Origin of the sequence: Vibrio sp. 10N.286.51.B11, assembly GCF_041469245.1 — a bacterium.
GTDB classification, from domain to species: domain Bacteria; phylum Pseudomonadota; class Gammaproteobacteria; order Enterobacterales; family Vibrionaceae; genus Vibrio; species Vibrio crassostreae_C.
Genome location: NZ_JBFRKI010000021.1, coordinates 110,078 through 130,684 on the forward strand (window position 1 = coordinate 110,078; position 20,607 = coordinate 130,684).

Here is a 20,607-nt window from a genome sequence, read left to right on the forward strand (position 1 = left end):
CTTCGACACGCCCTCAACCCATAACGAATTGAATTAGGTAAGAACATGCAAAAGCAGACCAAAATAAAACTCAGCGCCTACGTGAAAGCCGTGGCAGCGCAAAACGATGTAGATGATGCAACCGAGAAGTTTAACGTGAGCCCGAATGGTACTCAGCGCATTATCGCGGCTATCCGTGAAAGCAACTGGTTCCTAGGCAAAATCAACATCATCTCAGTGAAAAACCAAAAAGGTGAATCCATTGGTCTTGGCGCTACAGGCATGATTGCCAGTCGTACCGATACATCGGGCTCGGGCAAACGTACACCGAAAGATCATTCAAGCATGGGGGCGATGCCTTACATGTGTGAGCAAACGAACTTTGATACCGCGCTTCGTTACGCAAAACTGGACGCGTGGGCGCATCATAAGAACTTCAATGCCTTGATAAGTAAAGCAACCCGAGAGCAGATTGACGCCAATAAAATCACGATTGGTTGGTATGGCGTAAGTGTCGCTAAAAATACCGATGCTAGCGCCAACCCAAACGGTGAAGACGTGAACAAAGGCTGGTTCCAAGCCATGCGTGACCATAACGCAGAGCGCTTAATCACCACGGGGCAAAAAGCGGATGGTGAAATTCGTATCGGTGAAGGTGGTGACTTCATTAACCTAGACTTAGCCGTGCTTGAAACGAAAAACCTACTGCATGACGCCTGTGAAAATGATTCAAACCTTGTGGCCATCATCGGCTCTGACTTGCTTGCCTATGACAAAGCCAAGTTCTACGAAGCGCACGGTAATACGCCAAGCGAAAAAGGCAAAATCCAAGAGCTGCAAGTCATCGGTACTTATGGCGGTCTGCCTGCAGTGAAAGTACCAGGCTTCCCTTCGACGGGCATCATGGTGACCAGTTACGACAACTTATCCATCTACATTCAAGAAGGTTCAGTTCGCCGCTCTACAGGTAAGAAGAACGACGAAAAAGACCAAATTGAAAACTTTGAGTCGATGAACATGGCTTACGTGATCGAAGAAGTTGGCAAAGCCGCAGCCATTGAATTCAAAAACGTGAAGCTTTGGATTAACGGTGCTTGGCATTAAGCCAACCGCTAGAAACTAACACCCCCTCAATGCAGGCTCTATTGCTGTTTCAGATGCGCTTTGGTGCTAACTGTTATTCGCGATTGTCGGCCTGCATTCCCTAACCCTGTAAGGATACATCATGGAATTTGTCGGTGATAAAAACGAGCGCTATGAATCTGAGTTGCCAGCCACGGCTAAATATCCAGTACTAAAGATTTCAGAGTTTCAGTCTCTGTTCCATTTCCAAAGTAATGAAACAGAGGCAGGTATTCTGCATCACGCTACGGTGTCACGCATCAAAGTGCATTCTGAACTTAAAGACACCTTAGTGCCTTTTGCTAGTTTGACGGAGTTATCGCAAGAACGCTTTGGTAATGATGACTCGGCCGAAACACTTTATAAGCAGGCCGTATTCGCACTAACCGCCGCTCAACTAATCAGTGTGCAAATGAGTGGTGACACCACCGCCGAAGCGGCAGACAGACAAGAAGCGCTCACCAGTAAGAAAGAAGAGTGCGAAGTGCAGTACCGCCAAGCCATAGACATGTTGATTCACGCAGAAGAAACCTACTGCTTTGAGAGGGTGTAATGAAAGCGCTGCAAAGCTTAACTGACCTATTCAAAAGCCATGTCACTGACGCGGCCAAAATGGATGTATGGGCGGAGGATGGCGCCTTATTTTGTGGTCAGGGTGCCGATGTCGATGGGTTTGAAATTGAATATACCGCCATCGTTTTCTTGCAAAGCGCCAAGTTAGAGCCGCAAGTGTTGTTTATGCATTTAGTCAGCTGGCTCAATAAGTACGACCCAGAGCGAGCGGAAAAAGGCTTACCCATGCCGACGTTCGCGCTAGAGCCTCTCGATAAAGGTGCATTTGATCTCAAGCTGAAAGTTGATATTCGTGAAGAGTTCGACCTTCAAGAAAACGAACAAGGCAATTGGAAGCAAGGTGATACCCGTTATGAATGTATCAGTGGTTTTGAAGCGCGAGCCGATGAAGACCAACTTGGTGAATTGGTCTACTTTGTCGGCCACTTAAATGATTTGCCATGAGTGAATTAACCCTCGCGACGCCTGAGCAACTGACTCAAGTTGTGGAAAGCTTAGTGCTGACGGCCAGTGATAAGTTTGAGCTGAATAAACGCATGGCCAACCGCGCAAGGCAGTTCTTTCGTCAGCAAATTCGAGCTCAGCGAGATATAGACAACAACCCGTACCAAAGCCGAACGCGGAGAAAAACAACCCAACTATGGGATGGCACTCAAGCGCAGAACACCGTGAACAATAAAAACATGTTGCTTGGTTTTGGCCAGGCGTTAAGAACTCACGTTACAGAAGAGAGCTTTGAGGTTGGTCTAAAAGGCGTCGCAGGTCGCATTGGCCAAGAGCACAACCAAGGCGCTCAAGTGTCATTTACGACTCGTGTTAATGGTCACTACAACAGTAAAACAGGTCAATGGACAGGTGGCGTGAAAGCCAAACGCAATTACCAAATGCCCAAACGAACCTTCATTGGTTGGACGCCTGCTCTAGAGCGAGAGTTACTCGCCATGGCAGCGGAACACTTTGCACTAGAGGATGCAGCGTAATGAATAAACAAGAAGTCGAGAAAACGGCGCTACCCACTTTCAAGATTAAGCCAGCGAAAACAAGCTTAATCGTGAAAGACCCAACAACCCGAGAGCCACTGAAAGCGGCAGGTGAAGATAAACCTCGTAACGCTTACTGGCTACGTCGACTCGCTGAAAAAAGTATCGTGGTCATCGATAAAACAGCCAAGCCCACAGCCAAGAAGGAAACTAAATAATGAGTATTGGTTTTGCTGAAGTACCAAGCACCGCTCGCGTTCCCGGAGTCTACATTGAAATTGATAATAGCCTGGCAAACAGCGCAGAAGACCTGCAAGTTATCTTGGCGATCGGTAATGCGGTCAGTGATGCCACAGTCGCACCAAACAAAGTCACGCTTTGTATGGATGAGACGATTGCTGCAGCTTCGTTTGGTGCCAATAGCGACATAGTAGAAATGATCACCTATTTCCGTAAGCAAGATAAAACCATGCCTATCTTTGCGGTCAGTGTTGAAGATAGTGATACCGCAAGCGCCTTAGCCGCATTGGGTGACGTTCAATATCACCACATCATGTGTTCATTGAACGACAGCACCACCATTCGTGAGTTAGGGACTTTTCTTGAAGAGCGATATGGCGCATTAGAGCAAGTACCAGGTATTGCGTATCTACCCAAGAAAGGCACACACGCAGAGCTCATCACCTTTGCACCAACAAGCAACTGCGCGTTAATCAACTTTCTGCCCATCAATAACTTGGGTGATTCTGCAGAAGCGCCACTGTCTGACGCGGCAGCGATTGGCGCATGGGTTGGTCAAATCGCCCCATCATTGGCCATTGACCCTTGCAGACCCCTGCAAACGCTCAAGTTAAACGGTGTTTACTCACTGGCAGCACAAGAATGGGACTGGGCTGAACGTAACCTCTTTTTGTATGAAGGGTTGAGTACGTACACGGTGAACTCAGCGAATGAAGTGTTAGTCGAGCGCGCCGTTACTGCTTACACAGAAAACGCAGCTGGCGTAACGGACAACAGTTACCTCGATGTCATGACACCGGCAACCGCCATGTATTTTCGTCAGAAACAACGTTCGTTGATCTTAAGTGTCTACCCTCGCCACAAGGTAGCGAAAGACGGTACCAAGTTCGCCAAAGGTCAGCCGATTGTGACGCCGACCATGTTCAAAGCCAAGCTGTTGACCTTGTATCGAGATTTGGAATACCAAGGCATCGTGCAAGATTTCGATGGCTATAAAAAGTCGCTCATTGTCGAGCTCGATGAAACCAACAAGCAGCGCGTCAACTACCAAGATTCACCGCAGTTCGTGAACGGTTTGATTATCGTTGCAGGCAAAATTCAATTTAGGAAGTAAGTCATGGGAACAAAAATTACTAGCCGTGCTGTCCTTAACGCCGGTTCATTGGGACGCCTTCCCATCAAAGAAGGGGCGGAATATGGCCTCGGCAACATGAAGCGCGAAACCATAATGGGTGACGATGGCCCTTTGGGTTTCTCTGAACAATTCTCGGATGCGCCTTTTATTAAATGCACCATCATTCACGCTCAAGACACCGATGAGAAAGCCATTGCTGATTTTGTGGGTGAAGACATCACCTTAGAAACGAACACAAACCGCGCTTACACCTTGAAAGGCGCATGGACAGTCGACCCGCTTACGGTTGCGATAAAAGATGGTCAGCTTGAAGTGCTCTTCAACGGTGACGAACTCATCCCGCAGTAAGGAGAAAGAACATGTTATCCATACTGATGAAACGAGAGGCTCAGAAGGCAAAGCCAGAACCGGTTGAAGCTATCGACAGTGTTGACGTAATGAACGAGTCAACAGTAAGCCAAGCCGTTCGCACCGCTTTTGCTGATAAGCCCTGGGAAGAAACGCAACTCGTGTTTAAGCAAGACCAAAGCTACCTACGCACTTTGTCTGGCTCGAAAGAGAAAGACCCGTACAAGCAAGAGCTTATTAACAAGTACCGACCATTGGTTGAAAAGCTACTGGATACCCACAAAGGCAACTACGACAACCTTGACGTGATGTGGTGCTTTTATATGTGGCACTTTGACCTTGGCCAGTTTGAAAAAATTCACGATGACTTTCGAGCGGCCATCGATGGCGGATTAGAAACACCGGCTAATTTCAAAGTGAATGGTCAAACAGGGTTTTGTGATTACGTCTTTAAGTACACGCACAAAGCGCATACCGAAAAGAAAGCGTACAAGCGTGAATACCTACTCAAAGCCGTGAGTGACTTACTAGCTGGCGAACTTGCTACTAACGCCCCACTCAAAGTGAAGATGTTCCGCCTAGTCGGTGATTGGCACTTTGAAGCAGGCGACAAAGAAAAGGCGCACAACCTGTTTGAGCTAGTGATGAAGCTAGATCCACAAAAAGGCGGCGTGAAGAAGAAACTAGAAGCATTACAAAAGGAGCTTGGTTATGACCAACCCCATTAAAGACGAGTCACAAGTCAAGGTCGCTGAACTGGCCTCGCCAATTGAAAAAGACGGCAAAGCGTTGACGCATATTGATATCAGCAAGCCACACTCTGGGCATTTGCGCGGGTTAAGCTTGATAGATGTGTGCGGAATGAAGTTTGACGCGGGACAAACCCTATTACCTCGAATCTCTTGCTTGAACGAGCGTGACATTATCAATATGCCTCCAGAGAACTGGGCGCCATTGCTCACGACGCTTGCCTCTTTTTTCGTCGCGACGGAATAGTAATAGATCGAGTTGAAGACTATTACGCAGATATCGCCCTTGTGTTTCATTGGCCCCCAAGCGAAATAGACAAACTCAGCTACGACGATCTATTACTGTTTCGAGAGCTGGCCAGACAAAGGCACGAACAAACACCACAAGAGAGCGAATGAGCTCTCTTTTTTTGTATCAACAAAAGGCTATCCAGAATGAAAATGAAACTGTCTGTTCTCATGGATATGAAAGATAAAACTTCAGCTGTTCTCAAAGGGATGAGTGGCGAGAGTGACTATTACGCCAAGTCCATCAAAAAGGTACAGAAGACACAGGCTGATGACTCTGCAGCAATGGGGATGATTGATTCTTTAAAAACGTCACGAACAGCAATGGACAAGAACGCCATTGCTGTTGCTGCAGTCAGCGAAAAGCTTGAGGAGTTAAAAGTAAAAGCAGCAGGCGTTGAATCCCCAAGCGCTGCGCTCACGGAGAAAATCACAAAGCAGCAAGCTAAGCTGAGCAAACTGAACACTGAGCAAGAGGGTTACAAATCCCATTTAGAGAAGCTCGATACCCAGTTAAAAAAGACAGGAGTAAATACAGGGAATCTTGATGATGAGTACGACCGACTGAATCGAAGTTACAAGAAGCACGGTAAGGAAATTGGCAGGCTTAGTAAGCGTTATACCACCTTACAAAGAGTCATGAGCCCGATTCAAAAGCTGAACCGTTCCATCAAATTTCCAAAGGTCGGCGCTGCAGCGGCAGGAAAAGGAGCCGCGCTGTTAAGTGGTTTGAGCTTTGCTGGGTTAGTAACACAAGTGAACGGTGCAGCAGGTGAAATGGACAACTTGGCAAAGACATCAGCTAACCTAAAATTACCTATTGAAGAACTTCAAGCCATGCAATCCCAAGCTGAACATGCCGGGGTAAGCTCTGATGCACTGTCTAACTCGATGCTTCGCTTTACCAAGCGACTTGGCGTGTTGCAACAAACGGGTTCAGGTGCGTTAGGCTCTTACCTCAAGAAGAGTGAGAACGCGCTGCATAAAGACTTACAGGGCGCGAAAGACACTAAGCAGGCTTATGAGATGCTCCTTGAAGAGTTCTCTCAGCTTGAAACGCCACAAGAGCAAATGGCTTTTGCGGACGCGGCCTTTGGACAAGACGGTCGCAAAATGTTGATCATGTTGCGTGAAGGCACTGAGGGGTTAACGGCAGCAAGAAAAGAACTCAATGCATTGGGTGGTGGTGCGACTGCAGAAGATGCGGCGAAAGCGGAAGCCTACAACGATGCTGTGCAAAAAATCGAAGAAAGCGTTCGCTCTATGAAGTTTGCAGCACTTGCACCCATCATGGAAAAAGCGACCAAAGCGTTCACCCAGTTTTCTGAGAAGTTTAAGAACGCAGCTTGGCGAACCGACTTCATCGAAAAGCTCATCCAAACCGTGGACGGTCTTTATCAAGGCTTTGAACTGCTTGGTAAAGGGCTTATTTGGTTAGCGCAAAATTTCAAAGGGATTCTGGCGACGGTCGCCATTCTAAAAGTGGCGTTGATTGCTTTGAATGCTGCCGTTTTAGCAAACCCAATCGGACTCATGGTGGCCGCTGTTGCCGCTGCAGTAATCGCGATTACTTATTTAATCGATAAGTTCATTGGCTTAGACAAAGTCATTAAATGGATTGGTGACGGCATTGGCTGGTTATGGGGTAAATTCAAAGCGCTGATCAACAAACTGCCAGATGCGCTCATCCCCGATGGGTGGAAAATTCAAACTGATGATGCTGGCCAAGAAGTCGATAACTTAGCCGCTAAACTCAACCGTATTGAAGATAAAAGCGCAACACTTGACATTACGACTAATGAAACCCAAAACCGAACGGAGCGAACCCAAACCGAGCAGGGATACCACGCTTATCAAGCTGGAGGGATTCAGCCTATTAAGCAGAGCACAGCGTATAGCCCACTGGGTAACCAAACTGTCAAAAGTAAATCTGAAGTGTCATTGACCATCAAATCGGATAAGCCGGTTGCGATCGATAAAGCGAAAAGTGAAAAGGGCACTGACCTAAATTTGGATGTGGGGAATATGGCGACAAGCTTTTAATTTATAGAACTTGTCAGGGAAGCATTAGGAAAGGCTTATTAGTTGTTAACTGGCTCGATGTTGTAAGCAACGGTGATTGTAGTTCTTACAAGCTTTGTTAAAAAATGAAGCTTGAATGAGGGAGGAGTATGATCTGCTCCAGTTAGACTGGACATCGCATTAAGCGACATATTGTTTTTCAAAGTTAACTGGGCTTAGATACCCAAGAGCACTGTGCCTTCTTGTTCGATTATAATCAACTTCGATATATTCAAAAAGTGCTTGGCGCATCTCTTCTCGCGTCATTATCGGCTCGTATTGGACGGCTTCTACTTTCATTGAATGGAAAAAGCTTTCAACACAGGCGTTATCCCAGCAATTTCCCTTCCTACTCATACTTTGTTTTAAATTATGGGCTGAGATTAAGTATCTGTAGTCTTTTGAACAATATTGACTACCTCTATCACTATGGATAATCACCCCTTCGGGCATGCCTCTACGGAACAATGCCATTGATAGCGCATCACAGACCAGAGTCGCGGTCATTCTGGTGCTCATTGACCAACCAACGACTTGCCGTGAGTACAAGTCGATAACAACCGCTAAATACATCCAACCTTCGCTTGTCGCTAGATAGGTAATATCTCCAGCCCATTTTTGGTTCGGTGCTGTTGCATTAAAATCTTGCTCAAGCAAGTTCGGGGCAACAGGAAGCCTATGCTTGCTGTCTGTCGTACATTTGAACTTACGGGCGGCCTTCGCGACTAAGCTCTGGCGCTTCATGCTCGCGGCAATGGTTTTTACATCGTGCTTATTACCATTTGCCTCTAGTTCTTTTTGAATACGCCTTGCACCGTCGCGTTCCTTTTTATCATCAAAGACTTCTCGAACTTTGATATCAAGCTGCTTTCGGTGCTCGTTGCGTTGAGTGACTTTATGGCGATTATCAATCCAATAATAAAACCCACTTCGAGAAACCTCAAACACCTTAGCCATACGGACAATCCTATATTGCATCAGGTGTTCGAGCATAAACTCATAGCAATCTACTTTAGATTTTTCGCGAAGTAGGTGGCGGCCTTTTTTACGATATCTAGCTCTTCAGCTTGCTCAGCCAATAACCGTTTGAGTTTGGCATTTTCAGTGGCGAGCTCCCTTTCTCGATCGCTGATTTTCGCATCTTTTTTGACGGCTTTACGCCACCCATAAATTTGAGATTCATACAACGATAGCTGTCGTGCGGCAGCAGCGACACCGACTTTCTCTGCTAACTTAAGTGCTTCGGCTTTAAATTCAGGAGCATGTTTGATTCGTGTTTTCTTAGTTGTCATTGTTCACCTCGTTAGTGATTGTACTCACTTAACTCAGTGTCCAAAACTTATGGTGCGGATCAGTATATATGGTTGTTAACCCACCAGAGCTAGATCCGTTTTTTCGATTCGTTCGAGTGGCTATCGTTAAGGCTCTTGGAGGTAAAGAGTACGCTTGTTTACCAAACGAGAGCCTTGAGCAATATATATCAACAGTAAACCCTAATATCATGCCTTTGCTTTACGACTTCTTTGTAAAGTTCGATTACTTATACGTACTACGCCTGTCTAATTCCACATTAAATGATGAAGAGTCAGAAGTGTTGTTATCTGCTGAAAACTTAATTTATGAAGTGCAACTTACAATTATGTAGCCCTATCTTTTACTTGACTGATTGTTTAGTGTCAGTGGTACAAGTAATTTTTCGATTAGTTTGGAGTTGTATATGTTGTCAATTGGTTGGTCATTAGAATCGGAACAACGGAGAAAGGATCTAGAGCAAAATGGCTTGTCTATTGATGAAGCTCAATCATGCTTAGGTATGTACCGAACCTCAGTTTATCCAATAGCAACAGAAGTCGCTGATTTTATATTCTCCAATTGGGGGGCTCGAATGGTTGCTAGGCTAGATAAAGAATCCCGAGACATCCTTTTTGAGATTTATGATTCTAGTGAGAAAACGAAAAGTGAACAGAGCTTAGTTACAATTAAGGGTACCCCGTTTTATCTTGGGACTAAACTCAGGTTGAAGAGTAATCATAGAGTTGGCGCGGTTATTAGTTCTGAAGGGATTTCTTTAAATGGTAAGGTGTTTACTTCTTTCTCTTCGGCAGGAACTGAAGTGACCAAAACGAGCGTGAATGGTTGGTTGTGCTGGGAGTATTATTGTACGAAATCTTCTTGCTGGTTGATTGTAGACAATCGCAGGAAAGAATACAGTGATGAAATTTTGAATGGAATTCTAAATCAAGTGTGACAAGTTTTGTATAACCCTATAACAACTGATATTGAGCAACAATACCAGACGATTTGTTTGGGTAAAGAATCTAGATTGGAAATAAGACGGAAAATAGGTTTATTGTTACCTTGCTTTTATCTCAGCGCTCAAAAGTTGTCGCCACTTTGTCGCCATTTCGTTTATTGATTCTTCCTAAGGTTCTGATTTTTAATTATTAATATTGGTGGGGAATATTATGTGGATGAATATCCATGAAGCGATCGCTCATAACGAAAAGACCATGGCAGAGAGCCCTAAGAAGGGCATGAGTATTGAACGTGAAACCTTTTTGCTGCATTTGATTGCCAAAGAGATGCTTTAGCCGTTATCAATACTAGCCTGCTAAGCTATTTATTTGCCGCCACTTTTGGCGGCAAAGTTGTTTCTAGCAATGCTAAAACTTAATACCCGAAACTAATTATTGAATATGGTTGATATTGTCAACTAAGTGTTTTTGATGTATCTTTACCTCAGCGATGAACCTATCTAGCTTAACTGCCCGGTTATATCGTTAAATCTCGCTGTGAGCCTGCCCTAAACAAAGAATACTATGAATAAAAGACAGTTTATTGCCCATTATCTGCGCATGAATCGCACCTCGTACTTATTGGCGATTGTGTTCATCTTTCTCGTCAACTGGTTACAAGTAGAGATCCCTCGTTATATCCAATTGGCGATAGATTTGATTGATGATGCCTCTTCAACTGGCCACCAACAGCTTCAAACCTATGTTTGGATTGTGGTCGGGATGTCGGTTGCCATGGTGGTGGTGAGAATTCTGTCTCGTATCTATGCGCTTAATCCGGGGCGAATTACAGAGGCCGCACTTAAAAGTACACTTCTACAAAAGTTGAATCGCTTACCGAGCAGCTTTCACGAACGCTTTGCTTCGGGTCGACTGATCTCGATTATCAACAATGACCTTAGTGGCATTCGACTGCTGTTTGGTGTCGGCTTCTTGCAGTTCTTCAATGCCTTGCTTGCGTTGTCGTTGACGCCTCTTTACATGTGGCGCATATCGCCAGAACTCACACTGTATTCGATCATTCCTATCTCAATCGCTTTTGTGATTTTCCGTGTGGGCTTCAAGCGTATGAAAACGCTGCATTTAGAGCACATGAAGCGCCTACAAAATCTGTCTGCTCAGCTAATGAGTTACCTGTCTGGGATTGATCTCATTAAGAGCCAGCAGATGTCACCTTGGGTGAAAGCTGAAACTGAAAAACTGAACCAGTTATTGCTTGAATGCCGCCTTAAAATTACACGCATTCAAGTCTTCTTTATGCCGGTACTCGACTACGCCAATGACCTGATGAAAATCATCATTCTTGGGCTTGGTGGCTACATGTTAATGAGACAGGAACTCACACTTGGTGAGATTACCGCCTTTCTGACTTACTCAGTTTTGCTCGCTATGCCATTGATGCAACTTGGCAGAATCGCGACCATTTATCAGCGAGGCATGGTCGGTATCCAAAGTGCACAAACCATTCTTAATGCCAAAGTCCCAGAGCTAGATGAAGATAAGCTTACTGAATTAGATGTTGAATCGCTGAAGGGAAAAACGTTTTCCGTTCGCAATCTCAGCTTCAGCTATTCAGGTGAAGAACGCGTGATTCTCGATGACATCAGCTTTGATATTCCAACAGGTAAGAAAGTGGGTGTGTTAGGCGGGATCGGAGCGGGTAAAACGACATTAGTGAACTGCTTAAACCACCACTTGGATGTACCACAAGGTTCTGTTTTCCTTGGTGAAAGAGATGTCACTAGCTTCTCACGCAGTGACTTACGCCGTTACGTGAAAACCGTGACTCAAGACCCTTACCTGTTTTCAGCAACCGTCGAAGACAATATCCGCTTTGGTAGCCTAGATACCGATTTGGCAAAGAGTCAGGTTGATGAAGTGCTAGAGCTCAGCCAGTTGGCCAGTGATGTGACACGTTTTGAACACGGCGATCAAACCTTAGTCGGTGAGAAAGGGATCATGTTGTCAGGTGGTCAGAAGCAGCGCTTAAGTATTGCGCGTGCTTTATTGCAACCCACCGACCTGATCATCATGGATAACGTTCTATCGGCTGTCGACTATGAAACAGAACGTAAGATCTTGGAAGGTTTGTTTAAACGTTTGGAAAATCAATCGGTTCTTGTGGTTTCACACCGCGTTAATGCCCTTGAATATATGGATGAAGTCATCGTGTTGAACGAAGGTAAAGTGATCGCGAAGGGCGACCACGCCACGTTATTGAAAACCTGTGATTACTATTACGATACATGGCAACTACAGCAGAATGAAACGGAGGCAGCAGCATGTTAAAAGGTGTTGATCTCAAATACCTCAAGCACTTTTTTAAGTTTGCTAAGAAATACAAAGGCTCTGCGATTCTGGGCATCGCTATGCTTCCTCTTTCTGTCATCACGAGCTTGTTGTTCCCTTGGCTGATCATTCAAGTGATCGATGTTCACCTGAGTCATGGGGATATGGATGGTCTGCTCGAATACGTCTTCTATCTCGTTGCCGTGCTGGTGGCGAGTTATGTGGTGGATACCACCTATTCGTACAACCTTCGTAAAACTGGGCAATACACGATAACTGACATGCGCTCAGTGTTGTTTGCTCGCGTGCTCAAACTGCCACGCAGCTATTTTGATAACACACCGATTGGCGTAACGCTTTCACGATTAACCAGTGATTTGGAAACCATCGGCGAGACGTTTGTTCAGTCGGTTGTCGGGCTAGTTAAAGACAGCATCAATACCATTGCTCTGTTAGTGATGATGTTCTTTATTGATTGGCAGTTAACGATGATTGTATTGATCATTATGCCACCAGTGATGTATTTGACGGTTTATGTACGAAACCGACTTCGTGCACTCTATAAGGTGACTCGTTCTTCGTTGGCTCGCGGTATTGGCTTTTTACAAGAAGTCTTATTTGGCATGAAAACCGTTCAGATGTACCGAGCGGAAGAGCAAGTCGAGCAACGCTACCAAGGCTATACCGATGAGTTTTTAAGAGCGCAGAAGAAGATCAATAAATACGATGCGATTTTGTTCTCGTTTATCTCCGGCATCACTTCAATCACTATCGCGATTATGATCTGGTATGGCTCTGAGCAAGTGATAGAAGGAGCGCTCACCTTGGGTGTGCTGATTGCGTTCATCAATACTTTAGAGAAAGTGTTTGTTCCGATCCGAGACTTTACTTCGCAGATCGCTTCGATTCAGAGTTCATTTGCAGCGTTTGACCATATTGAAGAGCTGTTTGTTGAGCCGACTGAAGAAGAAGGGCGCAACCTGTTGTCATCTAACAAGGTTGAGAAGCAGCTTGAACAGTTTGTGAGCCTAGAGTTTAAGAACGTAAGCTTCCGCTACAAAGACGACTCTCCCTACGTTCTAAAGAATGTCTCGTTTGTATTGGAGAAAGGGCATCAAATCGCGCTTGTGGGTTCGACGGGCTCGGGCAAGTCGACGATTCTGCGTCTGATCTCTAAAGCCTACCAAGACTATGAAGGCAGCATTTTGTTGAATGGAATAGAGCTGTCACAGATCTCAAGTGAAGACTCTGCTCATTTGTTCTCAATGATGATGCAAGACGTGCACTTATTTGAAGAGACCATCCAATTCAATATCGCGCTGGGCAAAACGCATCTATCTAGAACTGAGGTTGAACAGGCGGCGCGCTATGTTTATGCCGATAAGTTTATTGAACAATTGCCACAAGGTTATGACTTCCACTTGGAAAAGAACGGCTCTAACTTGTCTGTAGGGCAAACGCAGCTTATCTCGTTCGCTCGAGCGGTTGCACAGGGTGGTCAATTGATGATGCTTGATGAGGCGACCAGTTCGGTAGATTCAATCACTGAAGACCTGATTCAAAAAGCAATGCAGCGCCTTTTCAAGGAAAAAACCGTGATTGCGATTGCACACCGTTTGAGTACCGTTCGTCACTCAGATACGATTTTGGTGTTGGAAAAGGGTGAAATTGTTGAGCAAGGTAATCATCAACAGCTGGTGGCACACAATGGTATTTATGCTGGCTTGTTACAAGAATCGATTGTAGAAACGGGCGATTCTCAAGTAACGGTTGCCTGATCACCTCAAATCAGGTTTACCGTTATCGATACTATGAATTGGTGTTGCTTATGTTTCACCAATTTCTATTCTTTTCTAGTATTCCCAGTAGCTTAGGGAAAATAAAACATATTTTACGATTATTAATATGTTATGATATCCCTACTACTAAAGGGGTGTCTTAGGGCATCGGGATGTATGCAAGCAAAAAGAACCGGCTTGTGTCAGTCACTTTCTGGCGAATATGGAATCGAAAATGTTGTTGGAAGAAGTTGTAGAAATTATCGAATTAACCGACTCAGACCATTTATCTCAAGCAATGGAACTGTTTAACGAGCATGGTTTTGTTGATACTGAGTCTTTACCTTTTATGAATGTTGTTTTTGAAACAGCACCAGATCAACTTGCGAAGAAGCTGTCGCAGATTGGTTTTAAAGGTTTAGTGCAAGTCGAAAAGAATGAAGATGCATCGGGCTTCACCATTATTGATGCTGACCGCGTTCTGCTAAAAGATTCTGCTTAGTTGAAAGGCTCTGCTTAGCTGCAAGATTCTTCTTAATGACAAGAATAAGATTCAGCTTAGTGAAAAGACTCTATCCAGTTCAGTAACACCCGTTATGATTATTTGAGGTTAACACAGTGACAACAGCAACCGTTTCATCAACAGAACAACATATTTCCAACGAACATGCGCTTTTAGGCGCATCGTTATTAGCGTCTCAAAAAGTTGAGTTGGCTCTGTTCAGTGTGATCTCTAAATTAGCTAAAGCCCTATCAAAAGAGCAGCAACAGTCATTAGGTTTGGATTTGGATACCTTTTTAAGGGAGAAGCCAAGTGAACAAGCCTCGACTCTGAGCCGCTACGAAAATACGTTTGGTGAACAACTTCCTTTGAAGGCTAATGAACTCAACGATTTTATTTATCATCGAAACTTGGTCACTCGTGGCTTTTGGCGTGTGACTGGTGCTGATGTTAAAGGCGGTGAGAAACTTGCTAACCCAGAGCTTTATTTAAAAGAGTTCTTGGCTAAATGTGAATACTGGCAAGTGATGATTGATACTCAAACCAAGTAATCAAATTGAAATAAGAAAGCCATAGCGAACATGCTATGGCTTTTTTGTTTGTGCAAACCGTGTTGAATTCTCTGAATCTAGAGCATCATCTTCAATACATAGTTCCTAGAGACAAAGTGGTGTTTAAGTGCGGCACTGATATGCAGCACAATTAAACAGGCTAGGGCAATACAACTGGCACGATGGAAATAGAAAAAGAAGCCGTTGATTGCAGAGTCGGTAATTAGATTATTTACGCTCACTAACCAAAATAAAGAGTACGGTTCTTTTAGCATTAAGTAGCCGGTGCTGAAAACCATAAACATCACAAGATACATCAAAGAGTGTGCAAGCTTGGCAACGCATTTTTGCCCTTCAGGCACAGAGGTTGGCATGCTTGGCGACGAGCGAAAGTGGCTCCAGATATAACGAACCACAAGCAGTGGCGTCGCAACGGTCGCCAATGACATGTTGAGCACTGACAGAAAAGAAAACAGCTCTGGATGACTGGTGACATAGTGCATCACATACCCTGCGATTGTTGCATAGATGATTACAGAAGCCATTACCCAGTGCAGTACACGGCTTACTAAATCGTATCGTGGATTATTCAAATTAACCTCGTTCTGATCGTTATTAATATAAGATTCATCTCGATGCAATAAACCATTTTTCGGTATATTCGCATCGCAAATTAATCATATAGAACAGTATTACGCGGTATTTTTATAATTTAGAAATTAATGATGTTGCTTCAGGTGTTTTATAATTATCAATGATGTTTTAGAGTGTTAATTCCAATATGGACATAGCAAACTTGTCGACTTCCTAGCTTGTATGCCTATTACGAGATACAGTTAGTCTAAAGATAAATATATAAGGAATGTATAATGCTTCGAATCTTATTGATTGCAGTTATCTCGGTGTTCAGCACGATGAGTTTTGCAAGCGAAGAGGTTAAGTACTCGGAACAAGAGTATTTGGATAGACCGCTGATGGAACGCTATATCTTGGATGAGTTGAAGCAGCTTCGAATGGAACAGCAGGATCTTGAAAGACGCTTGACCATTCAGATGACTGACCGGGAACTGACTGTGGCAGACAAGTCTCTGAATTACGCCAATGTAACCGTAACCTACTTCTTCTACATTATTGCTGGTGTGGCCTCTCTTATCGCGCTGGTGGGTTGGCAATCCATCAAAGAGCTTAAACACACAACTCAAGACATGGCTGATAAGCGACTTAATTCTATCGCTCAAGACTATGAGAAGAAGTTTAATGTTCTTGAACGGGATCTTAAGCGCAAGACCAGAATCATTTCCGACAACAACCGCGAAATTGAAATTATCAATGAGATTCATAACCTATGGTTGAGAGCACAGAACGCACAAACGGCAGAGCAAAAAATTGAAATCTACGATGAAATACTGAAGGTTCGTCCTGGAGATTTAGAAGCACTTACTGCCAAAGCTGACGCTGCTATGGATATACAGGAATACCACTGGGCAATGAGTCTTTGTAACCGTGTATTAGAAGTCGATGACCAAAATGCTCATGCCTTGTATCAACGTGCTTGCGCCTATGCTCGATTAGGGGCAGAAGGTCAAGCTATCGATGACTTAGAGCGCGCTATTGAAGCCAGTGGGTCCATGAGAGAGCTGCTAACTGAAGAGCCGGACTTTGAGATGCTGCGAGGCTTAGAACGCTTCGAAGTACTTCGTGAAGAGTAATATGAGGTAAAGATCCGTGTTAACTAAGGTGGTGGGCTTTGCATGCTCACCATACTTTCACACCTATCGCGCTATGGTTTTTTACATTTCATTTATTTTTTTGATTTAATTGTTATGTTATAACACTTTCTAAGTTCCTCGTTATAACCGCTAAGTATTTTATGAAGTTCCTCCGTATTGGTCTGATCGTTACTGCGATCAGCGCATTTTCCCTTGCTGCTTTGCTCTCTTTTCACTCCAAACCAGCACCAGAAATCTCTATCAAAATAACACCTTACCAAGGTTCTCAACCTAATGATAAGGAAGTCATCGACTCGCAAGCGACTCCCAACTCTTTGGTTAAGGTCCATTATTTTGTGAAAGTTGGCGATACGCTAAGCAACATCTTTTCGTCATGGCAACTGCCATATGGAACCGTTCAAAAGGTGATGGAAGCGGATCTGGAGTCTTTGAAACTCGACACAATAAAACCTGGTGACCATCTAGAGTTGCTTTTGGATAGTGACTCAAAACAGCTTGTGGAGCTGATTTATCACGAGAGTTTGGTTGAGCAAGCAGCCTTTACTCGAAACGATGATGGTAGCTTCACCTATAAATTCCACGAGATCCCAGGCGAATGGAAAGAAAAACTCTATGCGGGTAGTGTTCACGGTAGCTTTTCAACGTCAGCCTACAAAGCGGGGTTAACTACTAACCAGATAGCCAATATCACCCGCACACTAAAAGACAAAGTCAACTTCGCTCGAGAGCTGAGAGCTGGTGATAGCTTCAATGTATTGGTCAAAGAGCAGTACACGGATGATCACCTAACGGGTAAAACAGAAATTCAAGGTATCTCAATTCAATTAAGAAACCGAGAAGTCGCAGCTTTTCTAGCACCAGATGGTCTTTTTTATGACAGAGAGGGAAATAGTCTAGAGCAAGCCTTTGATAGATACCCAGTCGACAGAAAATTCCGAAGAATCACTTCTTCGTTCAATCCGACACGAAGACACCCAGTAACTGGGCGAATCTCACCGCACAATGGTACCGACTTTGCGACACCTGTTGGTTCACCTATCTACTCAACTGGTGATGGTCGAGTGGTGGCACTTCGTGACCACCCGTATGCTGGTAAATATTTGGTGATTGAACACAACAGCGTATATACGACGCGTTATCTTCACTTGAGCCGCTTCTTAGTTAAGAAAGGTCAGCAAATTAAGCGAGGTCAGAAAATTGCGCTATCGGGTGCTACTGGTCGTATTACTGGCCCGCACTTGCACTTTGAGGTATTGGTTCGTGGTCGCGCCGTCGATGCGATGAAGGCGAACTTACCAATGGCAAGCTCAATTATGCCTAAAGATAGAAAAGAGTTTTTGGCTCGAATTGCCTCTTTTGATGCCATGCTCTCTGAGCCCGCAGATCGCGCGAGTTAGAGATATTCATATCTAACTTGGCAACGCATACAATCACGCCCCTTAGTTAGCGATTTAGCTAAGGGGCGTTTTTTTAAAGAATCACACGATTAAGCGACTGAATCCGTTATTCGATGGATAGAGCTATTGAGCGATAGGTTTGCCACTGATTAAGCAACCACCACTGCCGTGCCACTAGCAGAGACCATCAACATGCCATTACCTGTACCCAAGACTTCATAATCGATGTCGACACCCACCACCGCGTTGGCACCCGCTTCAATCGCTTTCTGTTCTAACTCTTTGAACGCGTAGTTACGTGCTTTTTCCAGTTCTTTCTCGTAGGTGCCAGAACGTCCACCCACAAAGTCACGAATTCCTGAAAACATATCTTTGAAAACGTTCACCCCTAGAATGGCTTCTCCGGCAATAACCCCTTTGTAATCGACAATGCGTTTGCCTTCGACTGATTGTGTGGTGGTAATAATCATAATGGCCTCTTGTAAGCTTGCTGAGCTGTCACTCGCTTATTGATTGATAGTTTGGTCTTGCTCTTGAATGTCATCGTTCAGTGCTGTCTCTGAGCGTGTGAATTCATGTCTTAACCATGTTCTCAGTTTTAGCACACTTTCTTGTTTTAATTTGTTTTTTGGGCAAACAAAGTAAAAATCTTGGTGCGGGTTAGCAACCGGTTTACCCAATTCGACAAGCATCCCATGGCTGATATCATCTTTCACAAACAAGCGATGCGTTACTAGTACGCCTAACGAACGAATTGAAGCTTGCACCGCTTGAATGGAGACATCGAACGTCAAATTGCTATGGAATGTGGGCATTGGGATTTGGTAATTGTCGCACCACACTTGCCAGTCGTGTTGCCGCCTGAGGTTAAAAACGCCAATGGTCGGGTTTTGTTTGACGAGTTGCTCGACGCTCAATCCGGTCTGGTTTTTTAATAGAGTAGGGCTGCACACCAAGACCAGATCATCGTCGCCCAGTTTCTCGCTGTAATATTGCTCCCACTCATTGGGCTTGCCATGTACGAGCGCAACATCGACCCCTTCCTGTTCAATATCGAAAGGGCCAGTTAGCGTCGAAATACGGATATCAAGTGAGGGAGCGAAAGCTTGGAAGTCGGGAACTCGTGGGATCCACCAGTGCATCGCGAGCGAATTGACCATGTTGAGGGTAATGCGGTGGTCGTTAGGCGTTCTGGCAAGCTCTTCGGTCGCCTCTATCACTTGCTCAAGTGCGGGAGCAACTTTGCGGTAATATCGCTTACCTGCGGCATTAAGAACAACACGACGACCGACTCGTTGAAACAGAGGCTTGTTGACCAGTTGTTCTAACGACTTTATCGCTTGGCTTACCGCAGAGTGACTGACGTACAATACCCGCGCGGCGTCGGTCATGCTGCCAGTCTCAGCAACAGCAATGAAAGCATAAACGGATTTAAGCGGAACGAGTTTTTTCATTGGTAAGTTTTCCTTACAGTTATAGTTAATATTACTCGCTATTTTTCATTACGTCACGCCTCTAAAATAGATGTCATAGGAGGTGATAATTATGTCTGATATTACCAAGGCGACGACTTTCATGTTGTTGTCGACGTTCAGTTTGTCTTTAAGTGGCTTAATGGCCAAGTATCTATCTGAAGTGATGCCCACTTCGTTACTCAGTTTTGTGCGTTTTTTGTTACCCAGTCTGTTTTTATTTCTTTTCCTGACCTTTTACAAAATCAGCAAGCCGACACGAGAAATGTGGAAACCTTTGGTGATGCGGGCGATCTTTATGGTGGCGTGTCAGTGGTGTTTCCTTACTTCACTGCAAACCTTAACGCTTGTTGAAGGGGTTGTGTTGTTCAGTACGGGGCCTCTGTTTATTCCATTGTTAGAAAAGTTAATATTTAGAACCAAGATTCATACAACGACGATAGTGTGTTTAGCTGTCACCTTTGTTGGCGTAGTGATGATGGCGGGGGATTGGTCGCAGTTTGAGTTGGGTTCGGAGTTCTTTAGACCTGCGCTTCTGCTTGGGCTTCTCGCGGGGGTATTTAATTCTGGCTCGCAAGTGAGTTTGTACCGAGCGTCTAAAACTAGCCTGACACCAGCAGAGCTTAACGCGTGGACCTTTTTAGTCGCGGCAATCATTGTGATTCCAATGGTGGTGTTTACTTCAGTTTCTGCGGTGCCTGATGTTCTTGAAAGTGCTGAAAAAGGCTTCGTGTCGGCGTTGCTGTCTTTTGACGATTTACGCTGGATTGTTCTCGGATCACTTGGTCTTGCACTGTTTACCATCAATACCCAAATCTTCCGTTCCAAGGCGTATAAGCTTGCAGACAGTGGCTCCCAGTTGGCACCTCTGATTTTTACTAACATGCTGTTTAGCGCGCTTTGGCAGGGCTTGTTCTTTGATGATGTGTTTTCTACACAGCAGATGATTGGCATTAACCTGATTGTCGTGGCGAGCATCACCAATACATTGCTGGTAAAAAGACACAGCAAGGCGAAAGCCAAACAAAAACCGCACACCACAGTGGCTGTAGCGACTGTAGTGGACGTTGCGGTATTGGAGTCGGCAGCTAAAAGCTAACCATTGAGTTATGGCTTATC

Annotated in this window: 24 protein-coding genes and 1 pseudogene; 21 read left to right on the forward strand and 4 right to left on the reverse strand. The window is 44.7% G+C overall.

Annotated features, from left to right (window positions below; all coding sequences use genetic code 11):
* Positions 1-45 precede the first annotated feature (45 nt).
* From AB4154_RS11580 to AB4154_RS11630, 11 genes are all read left to right on the forward strand, one after another.
* Entirely contained in the window at positions 46-1,083 is a 1,038-nt protein-coding gene (locus AB4154_RS11580) for a phage major capsid protein, P2 family (protein WP_372123090.1), read from the forward strand.
* Between the two features lie 121 nt (positions 1,084-1,204).
* On the forward strand, positions 1,205-1,654 hold the full coding sequence (locus tag AB4154_RS11585; RefSeq protein WP_372123092.1) for a head completion/stabilization protein: 450 nt from the start codon (positions 1,205-1,207) through the stop codon (positions 1,652-1,654).
* Positions 1,654-2,118 carry a phage tail protein gene (locus AB4154_RS11590; protein WP_102312160.1) on the forward strand — a complete coding sequence of 155 codons (465 nt, stop codon included), beginning with the start codon at positions 1,654-1,656 and terminating at the stop codon, positions 2,116-2,118. Before AB4154_RS11585 ends, AB4154_RS11590 begins: the two co-directional genes overlap by 1 nt.
* On the forward strand, positions 2,115-2,654 hold the full coding sequence (locus AB4154_RS11595; RefSeq protein WP_017109409.1) for a phage virion morphogenesis protein: 540 nt from the start codon (positions 2,115-2,117) through the stop codon (positions 2,652-2,654). Before AB4154_RS11590 ends, AB4154_RS11595 begins: the two co-directional genes overlap by 4 nt.
* Positions 2,654-2,872 carry a DUF2635 domain-containing protein gene (locus tag AB4154_RS11600; RefSeq protein ID WP_017109408.1) on the forward strand — a complete coding sequence of 73 codons (219 nt, stop codon included), beginning with the start codon at positions 2,654-2,656 and terminating at the stop codon, positions 2,870-2,872. The genes AB4154_RS11595 and AB4154_RS11600 overlap by 1 nt, the downstream gene beginning before the upstream one ends.
* Positions 2,872-4,008: a phage tail sheath subtilisin-like domain-containing protein gene (locus AB4154_RS11605; RefSeq protein ID WP_102312161.1), complete on the forward strand. Its 1,137-nt coding sequence runs from the start codon at positions 2,872-2,874 to the stop codon at positions 4,006-4,008. The genes AB4154_RS11600 and AB4154_RS11605 overlap by 1 nt, the downstream gene beginning before the upstream one ends.
* A gap of 3 nt (positions 4,009-4,011) precedes the next feature.
* Entirely contained in the window at positions 4,012-4,377 is a 366-nt protein-coding gene (locus tag AB4154_RS11610; protein WP_061016063.1) for a phage tail tube protein, read from the forward strand.
* Positions 4,378-4,388: 11 nt separating this feature from the next.
* Entirely contained in the window at positions 4,389-5,105 is a 717-nt protein-coding gene (gene gpM / locus AB4154_RS11615) for a phage terminase small subunit (protein ID WP_372123095.1), read from the forward strand.
* Positions 5,089-5,373: a phage tail assembly protein gene (locus AB4154_RS11620; RefSeq protein WP_102550667.1), complete on the forward strand. Its 285-nt coding sequence runs from the start codon at positions 5,089-5,091 to the stop codon at positions 5,371-5,373. The genes gpM and AB4154_RS11620 overlap by 17 nt, the downstream gene beginning before the upstream one ends.
* Positions 5,374-5,405: 32 nt before the next feature.
* Complete coding sequence (locus AB4154_RS11625; protein ID WP_258182968.1) at positions 5,406-5,525, forward strand: GpE family phage tail protein; 120 nt, start codon at positions 5,406-5,408, stop codon at positions 5,523-5,525.
* Positions 5,526-5,561: 36 nt separating this feature from the next.
* Entirely contained in the window at positions 5,562-7,457 is a 1,896-nt protein-coding gene (locus tag AB4154_RS11630) for a hypothetical protein (protein WP_372123097.1), read from the forward strand.
* A 159-nt stretch (positions 7,458-7,616) separates the two neighbouring features.
* Here the strand turns inward: AB4154_RS11630 and AB4154_RS11635 are convergent.
* Positions 7,617-8,767, reverse strand: a protein-coding gene (locus AB4154_RS11635; protein WP_104216061.1) for an IS3 family transposase whose coding sequence is annotated in 2 segments (ribosomal slippage) — positions 7,617-8,524 and positions 8,524-8,767 — 1,152 coding nt in all. Because the reading frame shifts where the segments join, the coding sequence is not laid out codon by codon here.
* Positions 8,768-8,835: 68 nt separating this feature from the next.
* On the opposite strand from AB4154_RS11635, the gene AB4154_RS11640 reads away from it, so the two are divergent.
* The 7 genes and pseudogenes from AB4154_RS11640 (at position 8,836) to AB4154_RS11670 (ending at position 14,889) form a co-directional block, all read left to right on the forward strand.
* The gene (locus tag AB4154_RS11640; RefSeq protein ID WP_372123098.1) at positions 8,836-9,120 is read left to right on the forward strand and encodes a hypothetical protein; all 285 of its coding nucleotides are present in this window, start codon (positions 8,836-8,838) and stop codon (positions 9,118-9,120) included.
* A gap of 72 nt (positions 9,121-9,192) precedes the next feature.
* Positions 9,193-9,723 (forward strand): hypothetical protein, encoded by a 531-nt coding sequence (locus tag AB4154_RS11645; RefSeq protein ID WP_372123099.1) that lies wholly within the window; start codon positions 9,193-9,195, stop codon positions 9,721-9,723.
* 217 nt (positions 9,724-9,940) lie between these two features.
* A pseudogene (locus AB4154_RS11650) lies at positions 9,941-10,066 on the forward strand (DNA mismatch repair protein MutT); the annotation flags it as partial.
* Positions 10,067-10,294: 228 nt separating this feature from the next.
* Entirely contained in the window at positions 10,295-12,058 is a 1,764-nt protein-coding gene (locus AB4154_RS11655; RefSeq protein ID WP_017059523.1) for an ABC transporter ATP-binding protein, read from the forward strand.
* Positions 12,052-13,836 carry an ABC transporter ATP-binding protein gene (locus AB4154_RS11660; RefSeq protein ID WP_372123100.1) on the forward strand — a complete coding sequence of 595 codons (1,785 nt, stop codon included), beginning with the start codon at positions 12,052-12,054 and terminating at the stop codon, positions 13,834-13,836. The genes AB4154_RS11655 and AB4154_RS11660 overlap by 7 nt, the downstream gene beginning before the upstream one ends.
* 235 nt (positions 13,837-14,071) lie before the next feature.
* Positions 14,072-14,338 (forward strand): hypothetical protein, encoded by a 267-nt coding sequence (locus AB4154_RS11665; RefSeq protein WP_017067627.1) that lies wholly within the window; start codon positions 14,072-14,074, stop codon positions 14,336-14,338.
* A gap of 116 nt (positions 14,339-14,454) precedes the next feature.
* Positions 14,455-14,889, forward strand: coding sequence for a hypothetical protein (locus tag AB4154_RS11670; protein WP_017064806.1), 435 nt, complete (start codon positions 14,455-14,457; stop codon positions 14,887-14,889).
* A 77-nt stretch (positions 14,890-14,966) separates the two neighbouring features.
* Here AB4154_RS11670 and AB4154_RS11675 read toward each other — a convergent pair whose 3' ends face one another.
* Positions 14,967-15,482 carry a cytochrome b gene (locus AB4154_RS11675; RefSeq protein WP_371724804.1) on the reverse strand — a complete coding sequence of 172 codons (516 nt, stop codon included), beginning with the start codon at positions 15,480-15,482 and terminating at the stop codon, positions 14,967-14,969.
* 276 nt (positions 15,483-15,758) lie between these two features.
* Here AB4154_RS11675 and AB4154_RS11680 point away from each other — a divergent pair, with 276 nt between their 5' ends.
* Complete coding sequence (locus AB4154_RS11680; RefSeq protein ID WP_017069419.1) at positions 15,759-16,598, forward strand: tetratricopeptide repeat protein; 840 nt, start codon at positions 15,759-15,761, stop codon at positions 16,596-16,598.
* A gap of 161 nt (positions 16,599-16,759) precedes the next feature.
* The gene (locus AB4154_RS11685) at positions 16,760-18,016 is read left to right on the forward strand and encodes a peptidoglycan DD-metalloendopeptidase family protein (RefSeq protein ID WP_017070643.1); all 1,257 of its coding nucleotides are present in this window, start codon (positions 16,760-16,762) and stop codon (positions 18,014-18,016) included.
* A 149-nt stretch (positions 18,017-18,165) separates the two neighbouring features.
* Here the strand turns inward: AB4154_RS11685 and AB4154_RS11690 are convergent, their stop codons facing one another.
* Positions 18,166-18,486, reverse strand: coding sequence for a heavy metal-binding domain-containing protein (locus AB4154_RS11690; protein WP_004730185.1), 321 nt, complete (start codon positions 18,484-18,486; stop codon positions 18,166-18,168).
* Positions 18,487-18,522: 36 nt separating this feature from the next.
* Positions 18,523-19,470 carry a LysR substrate-binding domain-containing protein gene (locus AB4154_RS11695; protein WP_372123102.1) on the reverse strand — a complete coding sequence of 316 codons (948 nt, stop codon included), beginning with the start codon at positions 19,468-19,470 and terminating at the stop codon, positions 18,523-18,525.
* Between the two features lie 91 nt (positions 19,471-19,561).
* On the opposite strand from AB4154_RS11695, the gene AB4154_RS11700 reads away from it, so the two are divergent.
* Entirely contained in the window at positions 19,562-20,587 is a 1,026-nt protein-coding gene (locus tag AB4154_RS11700; protein ID WP_372123104.1) for a DMT family transporter, read from the forward strand.
* Positions 20,588-20,607 lie beyond the last annotated feature (20 nt).

Excerpts from the sequence above, each read along its gene's own strand:
- AB4154_RS11605 (WP_102312161.1), top strand. The coding sequence starts at position 2,872 with ATGAGTATTGGTTTTGCTGAAGTACCAAGCACCGCTCGCGTTCCCGGA.
- AB4154_RS11695 (WP_372123102.1), bottom strand. The coding sequence starts at position 19,470 with ATGAAAAAACTCGTTCCGCTTAAATCCGTTTATGCTTTCATTGCTGTT.
- AB4154_RS11680 (WP_017069419.1), top strand. The coding sequence starts at position 15,759 with ATGCTTCGAATCTTATTGATTGCAGTTATCTCGGTGTTCAGCACGATG.
- AB4154_RS11655 (WP_017059523.1), top strand. The coding sequence starts at position 10,295 with ATGAATAAAAGACAGTTTATTGCCCATTATCTGCGCATGAATCGCACC.
- AB4154_RS11620 (WP_102550667.1), top strand. The coding sequence starts at position 5,089 with ATGACCAACCCCATTAAAGACGAGTCACAAGTCAAGGTCGCTGAACTG.
- AB4154_RS11665 (WP_017067627.1), top strand. The coding sequence starts at position 14,072 with ATGTTGTTGGAAGAAGTTGTAGAAATTATCGAATTAACCGACTCAGAC.
- AB4154_RS11580 (WP_372123090.1), top strand. The coding sequence starts at position 46 with ATGCAAAAGCAGACCAAAATAAAACTCAGCGCCTACGTGAAAGCCGTG.
- AB4154_RS11700 (WP_372123104.1), top strand. The coding sequence starts at position 19,562 with ATGTCTGATATTACCAAGGCGACGACTTTCATGTTGTTGTCGACGTTC.
- AB4154_RS11610 (WP_061016063.1), top strand. The coding sequence starts at position 4,012 with ATGGGAACAAAAATTACTAGCCGTGCTGTCCTTAACGCCGGTTCATTG.
- AB4154_RS11590 (WP_102312160.1), top strand. The coding sequence starts at position 1,654 with ATGAAAGCGCTGCAAAGCTTAACTGACCTATTCAAAAGCCATGTCACT.
- AB4154_RS11690 (WP_004730185.1), bottom strand. The coding sequence starts at position 18,486 with ATGATTATTACCACCACACAATCAGTCGAAGGCAAACGCATTGTCGAT.
- AB4154_RS11685 (WP_017070643.1), top strand. The coding sequence starts at position 16,760 with ATGAAGTTCCTCCGTATTGGTCTGATCGTTACTGCGATCAGCGCATTT.
- AB4154_RS11630 (WP_372123097.1), top strand. The coding sequence starts at position 5,562 with ATGAAAATGAAACTGTCTGTTCTCATGGATATGAAAGATAAAACTTCA.
- AB4154_RS11640 (WP_372123098.1), top strand. The coding sequence starts at position 8,836 with ATGGTTGTTAACCCACCAGAGCTAGATCCGTTTTTTCGATTCGTTCGA.
- AB4154_RS11585 (WP_372123092.1), top strand. The coding sequence starts at position 1,205 with ATGGAATTTGTCGGTGATAAAAACGAGCGCTATGAATCTGAGTTGCCA.
- gpM (WP_372123095.1), top strand. The coding sequence starts at position 4,389 with ATGTTATCCATACTGATGAAACGAGAGGCTCAGAAGGCAAAGCCAGAA.
- AB4154_RS11600 (WP_017109408.1), top strand. The coding sequence starts at position 2,654 with ATGAATAAACAAGAAGTCGAGAAAACGGCGCTACCCACTTTCAAGATT.
- AB4154_RS11595 (WP_017109409.1), top strand. The coding sequence starts at position 2,115 with ATGAGTGAATTAACCCTCGCGACGCCTGAGCAACTGACTCAAGTTGTG.
- AB4154_RS11660 (WP_372123100.1), top strand. The coding sequence starts at position 12,052 with ATGTTAAAAGGTGTTGATCTCAAATACCTCAAGCACTTTTTTAAGTTT.
- AB4154_RS11645 (WP_372123099.1), top strand. The coding sequence starts at position 9,193 with ATGTTGTCAATTGGTTGGTCATTAGAATCGGAACAACGGAGAAAGGAT.